This is a genomic window from Flavobacterium sp. ACN2, from assembly GCF_002303885.1.
GTDB lineage: Bacteria > Bacteroidota > Bacteroidia > Flavobacteriales > Flavobacteriaceae > Flavobacterium.
The window spans coordinates 408,842-422,456 of record NZ_MRCM01000001.1 but is presented as its reverse complement, the minus strand read 5'-3'; the positions used below and the strand labels follow the sequence as shown (position 1 = coordinate 422,456).

16 protein-coding genes are annotated in these 13,615 nt (G+C 34.7%); 8 read left to right on the top strand and 8 right to left on the bottom strand.

Going from position 1 to position 13,615, the window contains the following annotated elements:
* Nucleotides 1-14 precede the first annotated feature (14 nt).
* Entirely contained in the window at nucleotides 15-902 is an 888-nt protein-coding gene (locus BSF41_RS01790) for an ABC transporter ATP-binding protein (RefSeq protein WP_095927804.1), read from the bottom strand.
* 204 nt (nucleotides 903-1,106) lie between these two features.
* Between BSF41_RS01790 and BSF41_RS01785 the strand changes: the two genes are divergently transcribed.
* Nucleotides 1,107-1,937, top strand: coding sequence for a sensor histidine kinase (locus BSF41_RS01785; protein WP_095927803.1), 831 nt, complete (start codon nucleotides 1,107-1,109; stop codon nucleotides 1,935-1,937).
* Nucleotides 1,937-2,641 carry a LytTR family DNA-binding domain-containing protein gene (locus BSF41_RS01780; protein WP_095927802.1) on the top strand — a complete coding sequence of 235 codons (705 nt, stop codon included), beginning with the start codon at nucleotides 1,937-1,939 and terminating at the stop codon, nucleotides 2,639-2,641. The genes BSF41_RS01785 and BSF41_RS01780 overlap by 1 nt, the downstream gene beginning before the upstream one ends.
* On the opposite strand, the gene BSF41_RS01775 is transcribed toward BSF41_RS01780, so the two are convergent.
* Both BSF41_RS01775 and BSF41_RS01770 read right to left on the bottom strand, forming a co-directional pair.
* Nucleotides 2,636-3,340: a LytTR family DNA-binding domain-containing protein gene (locus BSF41_RS01775; RefSeq protein ID WP_095927801.1), complete on the bottom strand. Its 705-nt coding sequence runs from the start codon at nucleotides 3,338-3,340 to the stop codon at nucleotides 2,636-2,638. The two genes, BSF41_RS01780 and BSF41_RS01775, sit on opposite strands and share 6 nt — an antisense overlap.
* The gene (locus BSF41_RS01770) at nucleotides 3,337-4,458 is read right to left on the bottom strand and encodes a sensor histidine kinase (RefSeq protein ID WP_095927800.1); all 1,122 of its coding nucleotides are present in this window, start codon (nucleotides 4,456-4,458) and stop codon (nucleotides 3,337-3,339) included. Before BSF41_RS01770 ends, BSF41_RS01775 begins: the two co-directional genes overlap by 4 nt.
* 216 nt (nucleotides 4,459-4,674) lie before the next feature.
* On the opposite strand from BSF41_RS01770, the gene BSF41_RS01765 reads away from it, so the two are divergent.
* A complete protein-coding gene (locus BSF41_RS01765; RefSeq protein WP_095927799.1) occupies nucleotides 4,675-5,928 on the top strand; it encodes a S41 family peptidase in 1,254 nt (417 codons plus the stop codon).
* A gap of 265 nt (nucleotides 5,929-6,193) precedes the next feature.
* Here BSF41_RS01765 and BSF41_RS24015 read toward each other — a convergent pair whose 3' ends face one another.
* Together BSF41_RS24015 and BSF41_RS01760 are read right to left on the bottom strand one after the other, a co-directional pair.
* Entirely contained in the window at nucleotides 6,194-6,325 is a 132-nt protein-coding gene (locus BSF41_RS24015; RefSeq protein WP_256385508.1) for a hypothetical protein, read from the bottom strand.
* Nucleotides 6,326-6,389: 64 nt separating this feature from the next.
* The gene (locus tag BSF41_RS01760) at nucleotides 6,390-7,874 is read right to left on the bottom strand and encodes an ATP-binding protein (RefSeq protein ID WP_253251744.1); all 1,485 of its coding nucleotides are present in this window, start codon (nucleotides 7,872-7,874) and stop codon (nucleotides 6,390-6,392) included.
* Nucleotides 7,875-8,653: 779 nt separating this feature from the next.
* On the opposite strand from BSF41_RS01760, the gene BSF41_RS01750 reads away from it, so the two are divergent.
* A complete protein-coding gene (locus tag BSF41_RS01750; RefSeq protein WP_091490902.1) occupies nucleotides 8,654-8,902 on the top strand; it encodes an AraC family transcriptional regulator in 249 nt (82 codons plus the stop codon).
* 328 nt (nucleotides 8,903-9,230) lie between these two features.
* Here BSF41_RS01750 and BSF41_RS01745 read toward each other — a convergent pair whose 3' ends face one another.
* A complete protein-coding gene (locus BSF41_RS01745) occupies nucleotides 9,231-9,422 on the bottom strand; it encodes a cold-shock protein (protein WP_091490900.1) in 192 nt (63 codons plus the stop codon).
* Between the two features lie 229 nt (nucleotides 9,423-9,651).
* Nucleotides 9,652-9,954, bottom strand: a complete 303-nt coding sequence (locus tag BSF41_RS01740; protein ID WP_095927798.1) for a hypothetical protein — start codon at nucleotides 9,952-9,954, stop codon at nucleotides 9,652-9,654.
* Nucleotides 9,955-10,687: 733 nt separating this feature from the next.
* Between BSF41_RS01740 and BSF41_RS01735 the strand changes: the two genes are divergently transcribed.
* The 4 genes from BSF41_RS01735 (at nucleotide 10,688) to BSF41_RS01720 (ending at nucleotide 12,757) form a co-directional block, all read left to right on the top strand.
* Nucleotides 10,688-11,050 carry a helix-turn-helix transcriptional regulator gene (locus BSF41_RS01735; protein ID WP_095927797.1) on the top strand — a complete coding sequence of 121 codons (363 nt, stop codon included), beginning with the start codon at nucleotides 10,688-10,690 and terminating at the stop codon, nucleotides 11,048-11,050.
* Between the two features lie 266 nt (nucleotides 11,051-11,316).
* Nucleotides 11,317-11,742, top strand: a complete 426-nt coding sequence (locus tag BSF41_RS01730) for a response regulator (protein ID WP_095927796.1) — start codon at nucleotides 11,317-11,319, stop codon at nucleotides 11,740-11,742.
* Nucleotides 11,743-12,072: 330 nt separating this feature from the next.
* Entirely contained in the window at nucleotides 12,073-12,282 is a 210-nt protein-coding gene (locus tag BSF41_RS24065) for an ATP-binding protein (protein WP_095927795.1), read from the top strand.
* A gap of 220 nt (nucleotides 12,283-12,502) precedes the next feature.
* Nucleotides 12,503-12,757: a hypothetical protein gene (locus BSF41_RS01720; RefSeq protein ID WP_095927794.1), complete on the top strand. Its 255-nt coding sequence runs from the start codon at nucleotides 12,503-12,505 to the stop codon at nucleotides 12,755-12,757.
* 210 nt (nucleotides 12,758-12,967) lie between these two features.
* Here the strand turns inward: BSF41_RS01720 and BSF41_RS01715 are convergent, their stop codons facing one another.
* Nucleotides 12,968-13,561 (bottom strand): NAD(P)-binding domain-containing protein, encoded by a 594-nt coding sequence (locus tag BSF41_RS01715; protein WP_095927793.1) that lies wholly within the window; start codon nucleotides 13,559-13,561, stop codon nucleotides 12,968-12,970.
* Nucleotides 13,562-13,615: the final 54 nt, after the last annotated feature.

Genomic DNA, 13,615 nt, shown 5'->3' with positions numbered 1-13,615 from the left:
AGTATTCAGGAGAATTAAAGGTTCTTTTTAGAACTGGCAAGAATCTGCGAAAAGTACACATCTTCTAAACCAGCATTTACTGAGATAAAACCATTTTCGGGATTGTTTTCACTTATGACATGAATTATAGGTTTTCCAAGAAATAATTTTTCTGCAATTACTTTATATTCTTTCTTATACTCTTCCAATTCATTTTTATGAATTGTTTTTTGATATATTTTTCCTTCAGTCTGGTTTATTAGTTCCAAAGGATTCCCTTTAAGAAGTACTTCTCCCTTATTGATGATGGCCATGCTCGTGCACAATTCCTTTACATCATCCACGATATGCGTTGATAGTATTACCACTGTGTTTTCACTAAGCTCGCTTAAGATGTTATAAAACCGGTTTCTTTCAACAGGATCGAGTCCGGCAGTGGGCTCATCAACAATAAGTAATTTTGGGTTATTGAGTAATGCCTGCGCGATGCCAAAACGCTGTTTCATTCCGCCTGAAAATCCGCTTAGGTTTTGGTTTTTTACCTCATATAGATTAGTCTTATGTAAAAGGGCATTCACTATTTCGCGGCGTTCTTTTTGCTTAGTAATTCCTTTTAACACCGCTAAGTGGTGCAGGAGGACTTCAGCGGAAATTTTAGGGTACAAACCAAATTGCTGGGGCAGGTATCCCAATACTTTTCTTAGTTCATGTTTCTGTTTAAGGGCATCTATATCTCCGAGTTTCACGCTGCCGGAGTCTGCCTCTTGTAAGGTGGCGATTGTTCTCATTAAAGTTGATTTTCCTGCACCATTGGGACCCAAAAGACCAAACATGCCTACCGGAATATCCAGCGTTATGTTTTGCAGCGCGTTTACACCATTAGAATAGGTTTTGGAGAGATTGGAAATGTTAAGACTGTTCATTTGTTTGAATTTAAATTTTAAACAAACATATTTTCTTAGCTGATATCAATAAAGTAAATGTGATGAACCAGTCTGTTTTGTGACACAAATATACTTGGTGCTCATAAAGTGTTTTCATCACTTATTTCTGGCTGTTGGAAGTGTTGTATGTATTGTTTGTCAACTTATTTTATCAATAATTTTTATTAATTTACATTTGTGATTATGATTTTAGCAACTAACAATAACAAGAGGAATATAATCGGGGCAATTGCTTTAGTTTTAGCAGCAGTCCCAATAGTGGTAATATTTTTTATAGTAATTACCTCAAATAAGGATTCTGTAGTACTTTTTGAAAACTATAGTCCAAAAGTCAGCATTCCGATTATCAGTTTTTATTTCCTGCTCTATCTGGCATTATTTTGCTTTGGTATTTATTGGCTGGTAAAACAAATTTTGTTTATTATTAAACTAAAAAACGAAAACGGGAAAATGGAGCTGCTGCATCTGCAGAATCAGGTAAATCCCCATTTCTTTTTTAATATGCTCAATAATTTGTACGGCTGGGTGGCAAAGGACCAGAAAAAAGCACAGGAATTAATTTTGAAACTTTCTGATATGATGCGTTATAGTATTTATGAAGGCCAGAAAGATTTTGTTACGATAGGAGAGGAAATTGCCTATTTAAAAAACTACATCGACCTGCATACTTTACGTTATCACAAAAAGATAAACGTAAATTTTGAAACTACTGTGGAGGATGATCAGCTTAAAATAATTCCTTTACTTTATATAATGCTTTTGGAGAATGCATTTAAACATGGTGTCGAAAATTTAAGAGAAAATGCATTTGTTACTATTAAACTTAGTTCAAATAATAATACTATATCTTTTAAAGTAGAGAATAACTATGATATGGATTTAGCAGGTCAGTCATCTGGTATCGGTATTAAGAATTTGAAAAGAAGATTAGAATTGGCTTATCCAAAAAAGCATGAATTTTTAGTTTCAAAAAATAATACTACATACAAAGCACTTTTAATTTTAAAATTATAATGATCAGGTATTTAATTATAGATGATGAACATATAGCGCATACTATTATTGAGGAGTATTGTAATATGCTTCCCAATATGCAGTTAAAAAAGAATTGTTATGATGCCTTAGAGGCTCTGGATTATTTAAGAGATCATACGGTAGATTTAATTTTCTTAGATCTAAATATGCCCAAATTAAAAGGATTTGAATTTTTAAAAACACTGGCATCTCCTCCCAAAATTATTGTTACGACAGCTTACCAGCAGTACGCAATTGAAGGTTATGAACTTAATATTATTGACTACCTCTTAAAACCATTTGGTTTTGAACGTTTTTTAAAAGCGATAAACAAAATTTCCAGTTTGACTTCTAAAGTAAGCATTAATCCTGTAGAGGATGAACATTCAGAAAGCATTTTTTTACGTGCAGATAAAAAACACATACAGATTTTTATTGGTATGATCTTATATGTAGAAGCATCAGGAAACTACGTTAAAGTAATTACCAAAAATGACAATGCAATACTTGTTAGAGAAAAACTCTCTGATTTGATGGAATTACTGCCTAAAAATGATTTTATGCAGGTACATAAATCCTTTGCTGTTGCCATTAAACATATTAAAAGTGTGGAAGGAAACAGGATCAAGATCAGTGATTTTACAGTTCCTATTGGGAAACTCTATAAGATGAATGTAAATGGTTTATTAAATTCAAAATTATAAAAGCATCATAATGTTTTCTTTATAAGTTTGTCCAATAGGTACTTTGTATTTATCAATTAATATCCTGTTACCTTCAATCTGTTTAATTTTATCTTTTGCAGCAATAAAAGATTTATGGGTTCTTATAAAATTAAATTTTGGAAGAAGCTGTTCAAAATCTGAAATTTTCTGATGACTTATAATCATGTCATTTTTTAGATATACTTTACAGTAATGTCCATAAGCTTCTATAAACAGTAAATCGTCAAAATGAATTTGATGGTACTTTTTATCACCCCTTAAAAAGAAGCTATTTGTTTTTGGCTCTGCTTCGTTTGTTGGCCCTGCTGTTATACTTTTTTTATTTTGAGCATTATCAATTGTTTTGTTAACTGCTTTTATGAAACGCTCAAAACCAAATGGTTTCAGCAGATAATCAGAGACATTAAGTTCATAACCCTCTAAGGCAAATTCTTTATAGGCTGAGGTTACTATTATTTTAGGTGGATTGGGTAATGTTTTTAAAAAATCGAAGCCAGATAATTTAGGCATATTGATGTCTAAAAATAACAAGTCGACTGAATTTTCATTTAAGAATTCTATAGCTTCAAAGGCATTATAGCAATTTCCTTTCTTTTCCAAATGCATCAAGTTTTCGCAATAGTTTTCAATAATACGATGTGCAATAGGTTCATCATCTATAATTAAATAGTATATCATGTCATTTCTATTTTTAGTTGTAATTTATAAATAGAATCTGTAATGTCAATTTTCATTTGGTGTTTATTAGGATATAATAGCTTCAAACGCTGTTTTAAATTGTTTAATCCAATACCGGGAGTTTGAGATTCCCGCGCTTCAAAGTTATTCTCAATGTCAAAACAGATTAGGTCATTATCAGTTTTTATATTAATGTGAATATAAGCATCTTCCGTTAAACGCTCTACTCCATGCTTAAAAGCATTTTCTAAGGGAATAATAAATAATAATGGCGCAATTTTATATTCAGCCTGCCCCTCATGATTAAAAGAAATATCGACCCTTTTTTGATATCGTATTTTATGTAAATCAATGTAATTCTTTAAATATTCTATTTCATCCTTTAGTGGTATGGTATCTTGTTTTCCCATATAAATGGTATAGCGCATTATGTCAGATAATTTTAAAACGACGTTTGGAGCATCATCAGATTTCTCTATTATTAGACCATATAGATTATTTAAAGTATTGAAAAAAAAGTGCGGATTGATCTGGCTTTTCAATAAAGATAACTCTGCTTTAGCTTTTTTTGATTCTATTGTTTTGAGCCATTTCCATTGCTGATAAAACCATATAAAAAGTAAAATAAAAAAGGGAAGCGTCAGGATAATTTTAATCTCTTTTTCCTGCTGAAAATAATTATTTACATCTTTAGTATAAACCCTTATATAATAGAAATAGCCTAAGGCCAGAACATAAAAACCGATTAGAATCAAGCCATGCTTCTTAAAATAGGAGGGGGCTATAATGGAGAAAAAAGATAATCCAACACCAACTAATCCTACAAATGTTATTGGATTATCAATTATTTTCGAATTCATATCGTTTACAATGATTGCCAAAAAAATGACAATTAAGACAAGTAACTTTAAACTAGTGGCTTTATGCTGTTTTAAAAATGAAAAATAATGGATAGGCAGTGAGATTATCAGCCAGCTAAAAATGAAACTCAATGTGTTGGACAATAGTGCGGTATTATCTATGTAAATAAAATGAAAATGTAACAAAACAGCCGCTATTATCCTTTGGATCACCAATCCATAGATAAAAGCTTTGTATTTTTTAAGAAATTCAGTCATGAGTCAAAATTAACAAAAATTGACTTTTTTACCCTACAATGTGCATCAATTCACTTAAATGAAACATAAACACTACTATTTTCGACTTCAACTAGATTTGATTATACAAATTAATTGTATGTGCTAACTATTTACAGGTTCATGAAAGAAGTTTTAAATCATTTTAGTTTACAGATAGGTTTGCTGTAAATTATAAATATTTAAAAATAAAACATTATGAAAAACTATTTTAAAATGATCCTTCTGACACTATTTTTAATTGTACAAAACACAATGGCACAAGACAGTAAACGGCTATTGGATACAAAAGAGAAAAAGGCCATTGTATCGGCAATAAAAACTCATATTGGAAAATCTTATATCGATTTAGATTTGTCAAAAAGAATGACAATTGAACTGGATAAAAATTTAAAATCTAATAAATATAAAGAAATTACAAGTCCTGTTGAGTTCTCTAAAATACTAACCGAAGATTTACAACGTATTAGCAAAGATTTACATTTAAAAGTTCGATTTGAACCGGAGCATATTACCAGGGAAAAGAATATTATTTCTCAGGAAGCGCAATTAGAAATGGAGAAAAGAATGGCTTTGCAAATGGCCGAAATTAATTACGGATTTAAAGAGGTAAAAATATTGGACGGAAATATTGGCTATTTAAATTTAAACCAATTTGCAGATATAAAATATGCAGAAGAAACTGTTGCAGCTACAATGAATTTCTTAAGCAATACTAATGCAATCATTATCGATCTGCGTGCTAATGGAGGTGGTGTTCCAAGTATGATGCAGTTATTATCGAGTTACTTCTTTTATGAAAAACCTGTTTTATTAAGTGATTTTTATGAACGAGAAACCAATGAAAAAACACAACTATATTCGTTTGAAAATGTAAAGGGAAAACGAAGCACAGACAAGCCGCTTTATATTCTAACCAGTAAGCATACTTTTTCAGCTGCAGAAGCATTTACTTACACATTAAAACATTTGGACAGGGCAGCAGTAGTAGGAGAAATCACTAAAGGTGGCGCTAATAGAACAAAACGAATTAATTTGAATGACGGATTTACAATATCGCTACCTTATATACAATCTATTAATCCGGTTACAAAAACGAATTGGGAAGGAAAAGGTGTTCAGCCAGACATAAAAACGGATGAAAAAGATGCATTTGTATATGCGTATATAGATGCTGTAAAAAAAACAATGAAAAAAAATACGAGTAATGTATTGAACAAAATTGGCTATGCATTTATGCAGGACAAACAAATGGATAGCGCACTGATTGTATTTCAGGAGAATGTAAAATTATTTCCAAATGATTCCAATTCCTGGGATAGTTTAGGTGAAGCGTATTTTTTGAATGAGGATAAAGAGAATGCCTTGAAATCATATAAAAAGTCTTTCGAATTAGACTCAGGTTCAGAATCTGCAAAAGCAATGATTCAGAAATTGGAAAGTATGAATTGACAAGATATCTATAAACAAAAGTAAGATGAATGTATTAATCCAAAAAACATATAAAAAATGGCGCCAATTGTCTTCAATCGGCGCCATTTGGCTGTGGTGGCAGGAACGGACAAATTTCTATAAATTTTATGGAAGATTTGAAGAAATTGACTTACCATATATAGTGTCTGTCTTTCCTTGCTTTATGAATTTGGTTTTGATGTCCTGTTGGGGATTGGTATAAAAATCTATTTGATTTTTTAAGACAGCTTAAATAGAATCCGCCTTAGCTTTGTGCGGCACTTTTGCAGGAAGCTCCAATAGTCGATTTGCCACGGTTTTGCAGCAAAACTTTGCCTTGTGAAATATCTTTATAAACCGCCTTAGCTTTTTGCGGTAAAATTGAAGGTAATTCCAATATTGTACAGTTTTGCCATTTGACCAGCTGAATTGATATTATTAAATTGCAGATCTGCTCTGTCTTAATGGAAGAGAAACTCTAAATTCTGCACCTTTATCTTTTTTTCCGGAGCGGTGATTGTTCCATTATGCCTTTTTGCTATTTTTCTGCAGAGCGAGAGACCCAGGCCGTTTCCTTCATACTCATCTTTGGAATGCAGCCTTTCAAAGTCATTAAAAATCCTTTCAGCGTAGACTGGATCCAGTCCGATTCCATTATCCTTAATGATGATCCTTAAAAAGTCCGAACCATTATCCTTTATAATCGACGATTTTATGGTAACACGCGGGGGCTGATCCGGTTTTGAAAACTTTAGGGCATTTTGAATAAGGTTGTAAAAGAGCTGGTGTATTAGAATTGGTGCCCCTTGGATATCAGGAAGTTCTCGGGTAATTAGTATGGCTCCTTTTTCTTTCATGATAAGCTCGAGATCGGTCTTAATATTTTCAAAAATCTCATTGAGATTTATTTTTTCAACAGTCTGTATGGATTTGTTAATAGTGGAGTAGGCTAAAATCCCTTCAATAATATTCTGCATTCTCTGTGCACTCTGATCCAGTTTGTCAAAATATTTTTTAGATTTTTCTTTTATAAAATCCTGCGCCTCATTTTTTAAGAGATTATTGAAAAACTTAATTTTCCTTACAGGCTCTTTAAGATCATGGCTGACAATATGTGCAAAATGCAGAAGATCATCATTGGAGCGGCGAAGCTCTTCTGTGTTTTGTGCAACCTGTTTTTTTAATTCTTCCTGAAACTTCTTCTGCTCATTAATATCCAGAATAGTTCCTATAATGGTCTGGGGCGATCCATTTAAATCACGAACAATCTTTCCGGTTATTTTTACCCACTTCTCAGATTGGCCGCTGCTGATTATTCTTGCTTCATAAGATATCAGCCCTGTAATTTCGGCTTCTCTATGTGCATTCTCCCGGACAGCCAGATCTTCGGGGTGGATTTTTGAAATTAAAACATCAATATCTTTCAGTTCATCAACTGCTAGAATCTGCTTAAAGTTTCCGCATGAAGCAACTTCTCTGGTTGTTAGATTTATCTCGTATGTTCCTATGCCGGAAGCATCAATTGCCATTTTAAGCCTTTCATCTGCCTTAAGGGTCTTCTCTCTGGATTCATGAAGTTCTGTAACATCTGCAGCGGTATTAAGTACGCCGTAGATATTTTTATCTGGATCGTAAAGCGGAATAAAACTATAGTTCAAGTAATAGGATAAAATTACACCATTTCTGCTGACTTCTACTTTTTCATCCCGGTCCTGAATTGGTATTCCCGTTTTTAAAACGCTAAGAGCCTGATTAGATAAATATTCTTTTTTAGAATCTGGAAGCACTTCGCTAAATGTTCTGCCCAGCACCTGCTTTCCTCTTCCCCACGTTTCGGTCATAGCTTGGTTAGCAAATACAATCATAAGATTATCACCAGTATAGACGGCCGTAGGCAGAAGGGTATTGTCCGCTATGTCTTGCAGAAGAATCGTATTTGGATGCATAGATTATGTTTTTTGGTGCTGTAAAGTTATCCTAAAGCGGTACTGACTGCATTATGCCGGCTTACTAAGATGTTTCATAATTCCCATGTTTAATGTGGAAATTGTGTAAGCTTTTTATGCAGAAACAAACTAATTTTTAAACTCAGTCCAGCAACAATTAATAAAGGGGATCTGAGAGGGGAAGATATAAGTAATCATTAAATGAAAGGTAATTTTCTAAATGGGTATCATTATTTGTCAATGAATCAATTCAATACAATTTAGGATAATAAAAACTTAATCCTGACTCTATTCCTCGTGTTCGAATCCTGTTAAGTTATCTAATTATAGATTGAAAATTCATTTTATTTTTCTTTATGATACGTATTTTTTTGGCTGTTTCTTTGTTTAGAGTAATTATAAAATAAGGATATAAAAGCAAAAATGATTGAAAAGGGAGAAATAGGAATTGCCATTGCAAAACAATTGATTTTGAAACTATACTTAAAGATTATGATGTTGTTGTAAACAGCCAGGATCAAAAAATACTTGAAAAATCGTTGAATGTTTTAAGACCAAATGGAAAATAATTTCTATTTCAGGACCGCCGACACCTGAATTTGCCAAAGAAATGGGACTGCCTTGGTATTTAAAAATCATTATGTCTCTGCTTAGTTATGGCGTAAAAACTAAGGCTGAAAAAAAGCAGGTGCACTACAGTTTCCTATTTATGAGGGCTGAAGGATCTGGTAGAGGAAAATTATAAAAAAGAACTTAAAATCTGCCATTATGCAGAACTTATGCAGATCTCTTCCAGGACATTATCGGGTCTTACCAGCCAATTATTAGATAAAAGTCCCTCTGAGATTATCTGCGAAAGGATTATTGCAGAAGCAGAAAGATTGCTACTCGGCACCAGTTATAATATCAGTGAAATTGGAAATTGCCTGGGTTTTGACGATGACTCTTATTTTGTAAAATATTTTAAAAAATATACCGGTATCTCACCTTTAGATTTCAGGAGATCCAGCTTAAAAGAAATATCTTAATATTAAGCAATACTGATAATCCTTGAGCGTATTATCAATCATTTAGTTCAGAACAGAAAATAATTATTTGCTTTTTTATTATCCATAATCAAACTGGTCAGGACCTGCAATAGGAAAAGATCCCTTAAATCATTCTTTGATTTGCATCTATATTGATGAAGCTTATCACATATGCCAAATAATTTATTTAATGTTTTCCGTTTCATGGTTTTATATTAGCGGAATGCTTAAAAAAATAATTTAATAAGGCCAAAAGGCTCTTGAATTGTTTTATGATAAAAAAAAAAGCACCTGTCAGGGACAGATGCTTTATCAAAGCTATAGTATATTAAGCTATCACTACATTTACTGCGTTCGGCCCTTTTTGGCCTTCTTTTATGTCGTATCGAACCGAGTCGTTTTCACGGATATTTTCCGATAGGCCTGAAACATGGACAAAAATTTCATTTCCTCCGTTATTTGGCGTTATAAATCCGAAACCTTTATCTTCATTGAAGAATTTTACTGTACCTTCCTGCATCTTAAATATTTAATTTGTTCAAATGTAGTGTATTGAAATGCGGTAAAGGGTAAAAAGAAATTAAATTGTGTTTTTATTAACTTTTAGGAAGAAGTTTAAAGGCATAACTGCTGGTCTGCATGCTTTTTTATATTCTTTTTTTATAATTAACAAAGGTTATGAATATTGGCATTATTTTATCTGTTTGCATCGCCGGCTTCTTTAAAGTTTATCAGGCAGGTGAATTGTTTTAGCTTGGTAAGCTGCTTTTTAAGCCCCTGTCATTTTTTATTTTAATTATCCCCTTAAGGCTTACGGTGCTCTGGTCATTATCTGGATTTAAAACGATATATCCCTGCTGTTCCAAAAATATTAAGGCATCTACTGTTTCTGCATGCTTCAGCTTTTCAAGAGACGGATTGCCGATATTCATGCCTGAGGTTTTAAAAACCGGGTTAAGCAGTTCTGAGAGCTCTTCAAAAGTAAGGCATGAATTAATATTTGCTGCAAGTAATTGAAGTATTTTATCAGGAAGCACAAAAGTTTTTTCCACAAAATATTTTTTTTAAAAATAAGAAAATTGAATCAAAAATAAAAAAAATGGGAAGCTATTTTTTTATATAAGGTTTTAAATCACAAAGCATTCTTCCCTCACTCCTGTAAAAGGTGTGAGCTGAAAATAATCAGTTTAGAATTTTTAAGGAAAAAAAAAGCAGGCAGTAAGTAATTAAGATGCCTAAGAGTGCTCTGCATGACAGACAATCCTTGCTGAATTTGAATCCATTTTTCCTGGCAGGCGATCATGTAAAACAGGCTGACGGCATAAAGCAAAATTTTAAGTTCGGCTGGAAGTACTATTTTATAGTGGCCAGGCAGAGTTTTGATATTTTTTAGGAAATTTTTACGGTCTTTGCAGCGTTAATTTGTATATGAATCTATGTAAAATCTAGAGATATGGAGATAAGCTGCGAAGAATTATTATGGGAGATTATTTTTTTGCTTCACGAAAAGATAAAGGATTTTTACATGCATTCTCCAATGGAGTGCTATAAAACCATGAATATCCAGTTTGCAGGCTTTACGCAGCGGGTGCCGTAGTATTATATTGCTTCATGCCTTAATATCAGTACCGTGTACCTGAGCTGCCTGGAGTATGCCATGAAAAAAAACATCCAAACAGTTAACATTTGTTATTGCATGAAAACCTCAGGTTTATTTATTTGCAGTAGTGCCTGATTCAGCATGTTCGTTAGCATGCAAATTTAAACGTAATTAAATCCAGATTTATGTACAGCAGAATAAATGAAAATATAAAAACAATCAGAGAACTTAAAAATTGCACCGAGGAGTATATGGCCTTAAGGCTTAATATCACACAGGCGGGCTACAGCAGGATTGAAAAAGGCTCAAACCGGTTGAGTTTTGAAAAGCTGGAAGAAATTGCCGCAGTCTTTGAAATGGATGTTAGAAACATCATAAAGTTTGACATCAGTCATTATGTGGAACCCGGCTTTAAAAGCATTGCCGGCACAGGACAGGGCAGTGTTTTAAACAGGCTCTACAGTGACAAGATTGCCCTTCTGGAGAAACTGCTGGAAAAAACCGACAAGGAACTCAATCTTTATAAAAATAAATTCGGGTGCCTTTAAGAGAGTTTTCCTCTGGCTTAGAGCAGGCTGCGGCGGCAATGCCTTTGTGGTGCAGGGGCTTGAAATCAGTTAAGAAAAAGTTTTAATTACGGTAAGATTCCTGTTTTTGTTCAGGTTCCGGAAAATTGTGTATATTTAATTATTAGTAATCTTTTGTATCATCAGATTTTAAAGTTTTAAGTCAATATAGATTATAGATATAGCGTTTTAATTTTAAGATTCCTTAAACTTATACTATAAAATAGAGAATATTACGCCATAAAGCTATGAAAAATATCGATTTTGCCGATGACGATCCTGATGACAGGGAAATTTTTGCCGAGCTTTTTTATGAGATGTTCCCTTTGGCGGGCCTGAGGCTTTTTGAAAACGGCAAAGCGCTTATGGAAGCCCTGTCTGTAAAGCCGGATCCGCTTCCAGACCTTATCCTTCTTGATCTGCAGATGCCCTTAAAAGATGGTTTTGAATGTCTTAAAGAAATACGCAGCTGCTCAGAAGATATAAAAGACATTCGGGTTATTATTTTTTCCACCTCGGGAAATCCCCGAACTATGGAGCGTGCCTTTGGTATGGGGGCGGATTTTTATGCCGTCAAGCCCGTATCATACAGGGATTTAAAATTCCTGATACGCAGAGTCATGGAAATTGACTGGAAGGATCCCCATGCGGGTCATGGTTTCCTTTTAAGCTGAAATTTTTTATTTTATTCAAAGGATGATTTGAAGTGGCCCGGCCGGCCTGCTGCTTAGCAGCCGTGGCTGTATTTCTCTGCGCAGTCAAAGCTTTTGCGGGGGGCTAGGCAGTGAGTGCCAAGGCAGAGCAGCCGGATCTGCCGCTGCAGGTATTTTTAATCTCAGGGCACAAGTGATATTATTATCAGTTTTACTTTCAGCATTCACTCCAATTTTCTTTCAGCGTTCATTGCCGCAGTCTGCTGTTATATCAAAGTACTGAAAAGAAACAAGGGATATTGAGCTTTAATGGATTGCGGACATATTTGAAAGACAGAGCTTTTTTACAGTCTGGTGTACAATGCCCTGAAATTATCCAAAGCAGAGGTACCGCTCCGTGTGGCTATCGCCTGCGGTATCATAGAAGACGAGCAGGGGGATTGGATGCAGATCAGTATTGAGGATAATGGCATCGGGCTTGATAATGCTAACAGTGAGCGGATCTTCACGTCCTTTGACTGTTATCATTCCAAAGACCAGTATGAAGGCAGCGGTGTGTAGCTTTCGCTCTGCAGGAAAATTGCTGAGCAGCATGGCGGCACCACAAAAGCCAAAGGACCAGGGCTCGGTCTTTACGTTGCTGCTGCTCTTAAAGCAGCGGAGCAGCAAATTTTAGGCCGTACAGGTTATTTTTTAACATTCAGGCATGCCTGGGTTAGCTTTTTAATAATTATATTTGATTTATAATCACAGCGGTTTATCACCGTAAGTTTTTTTTACAATGCACAGACAAGTACAATTCAGGGTGAGAAAGGATCTGGAGCCTCAGCAGCAGCTCAGGGTAATTAAATTAAAAGGAAGCCTTATTTCAAAAGGCTATACCGAGATTATCCATATCATGGACCAGGACGAGCAGTATCATATCAATACTTTTGAGACCCAGCCCGATAAAAGAAATGAAGTGCAGCAGTATATTGAGGCCTTTATAAGTGAGCAGAACCTCTCGCAGACCATATCAATAGATTACCCAGCTTAACTCAATTAACTCAGGATTTTTACCCAGGCCCGTCTGCTGTACCCAGGCGGGCTTTTTTGTTTTTGGTATCAAAGATCCGAAAAACCGTTTTCTTCACATCAGAAGGCCGGAGCATCCCATACGCCGGGGCAGCTTTTTTTATACCCTAAAAGGTGAGCTTTGGTTTTCATTGCGGTCCGATGCAGGAATCTGTCTTTTTAATTCGGTTTATTATGAAAACGGCCCTCTGCGGGGACGCATTACTGGTTTTAATTTCATTGCTGTATTTTGCAGATGCAGCCTGCCGGTAAGATCAATGGGTGTAAAATTCAGTGTTTTAAGAAAATTCCGGGTGCAGTTTCCCGAAGCCTTGTGATCGGCAATAAAAAATATTTCTTCCCTATTTGTATGGGCCGTGCATTTGCTGTCAGCTTTTAAATCTATCGGATTGAAGAGCTTTACAATATGGGCCTCGGGGAGCAGCGATGCCGTAATTTTGTAGGTCATTGCATGGGTTATGCCCGATAAAAGCGAGTGGGGATCAAAAATCAGGCTGCTGGTATGCAGGATTATTTTTCCTGACATCTCCGGCAGCTTCTTCAAGACACACTCCAGATCATCCTTTGCAAGGAATAAAAGTATAATATCTGCTGCCGCTGCCTTCTCAAGGGAGCCAAGGGTGGCATTGGATCCCATTTTTGCAGTAACTTCCCCTACAAGGCTGTTGCCCCTGGGATTGTGCAGGGTAATTTTATATCCTGCCCTGGCAGACCTTATGGCCAGTTCAAGGGTAAGGCTGCCGATTCCTATGATTCCAATTCTCATAATTATTTAGGTTTAATGATACAGGGCTCATTATATAGAACATACACAGACTCT

What these genes read in the sequence shown, in the direction of transcription:
- BSF41_RS01750 (WP_091490902.1), top strand. Translation starts at nt 8,654, where the DNA reads ATGCAGATCTCTTCCAGGACATTATCGGGTCTTACCAGCCAATTATTA.
- BSF41_RS01780 (WP_095927802.1), top strand. Translation starts at nt 1,937, where the DNA reads ATGATCAGGTATTTAATTATAGATGATGAACATATAGCGCATACTATT.
- BSF41_RS01715 (WP_095927793.1), bottom strand. Translation starts at nt 13,561, where the DNA reads ATGAGAATTGGAATCATAGGAATCGGCAGCCTTACCCTTGAACTGGCC.
- BSF41_RS01775 (WP_095927801.1), bottom strand. Translation starts at nt 3,340, where the DNA reads ATGATATACTATTTAATTATAGATGATGAACCTATTGCACATCGTATT.
- BSF41_RS01765 (WP_095927799.1), top strand. Translation starts at nt 4,675, where the DNA reads ATGAAAAACTATTTTAAAATGATCCTTCTGACACTATTTTTAATTGTA.
- BSF41_RS01770 (WP_095927800.1), bottom strand. Translation starts at nt 4,458, where the DNA reads ATGACTGAATTTCTTAAAAAATACAAAGCTTTTATCTATGGATTGGTG.
- BSF41_RS01730 (WP_095927796.1), top strand. Translation starts at nt 11,317, where the DNA reads ATGAAAAATATCGATTTTGCCGATGACGATCCTGATGACAGGGAAATT.
- BSF41_RS01735 (WP_095927797.1), top strand. Translation starts at nt 10,688, where the DNA reads ATGTACAGCAGAATAAATGAAAATATAAAAACAATCAGAGAACTTAAA.
- BSF41_RS01785 (WP_095927803.1), top strand. Translation starts at nt 1,107, where the DNA reads ATGATTTTAGCAACTAACAATAACAAGAGGAATATAATCGGGGCAATT.
- BSF41_RS01790 (WP_095927804.1), bottom strand. Translation starts at nt 902, where the DNA reads ATGAACAGTCTTAACATTTCCAATCTCTCCAAAACCTATTCTAATGGT.
- BSF41_RS01760 (WP_253251744.1), bottom strand. Translation starts at nt 7,874, where the DNA reads ATGCATCCAAATACGATTCTTCTGCAAGACATAGCGGACAATACCCTT.
- BSF41_RS01720 (WP_095927794.1), top strand. Translation starts at nt 12,503, where the DNA reads ATGCACAGACAAGTACAATTCAGGGTGAGAAAGGATCTGGAGCCTCAG.
- BSF41_RS01745 (WP_091490900.1), bottom strand. Translation starts at nt 9,422, where the DNA reads ATGCAGGAAGGTACAGTAAAATTCTTCAATGAAGATAAAGGTTTCGGA.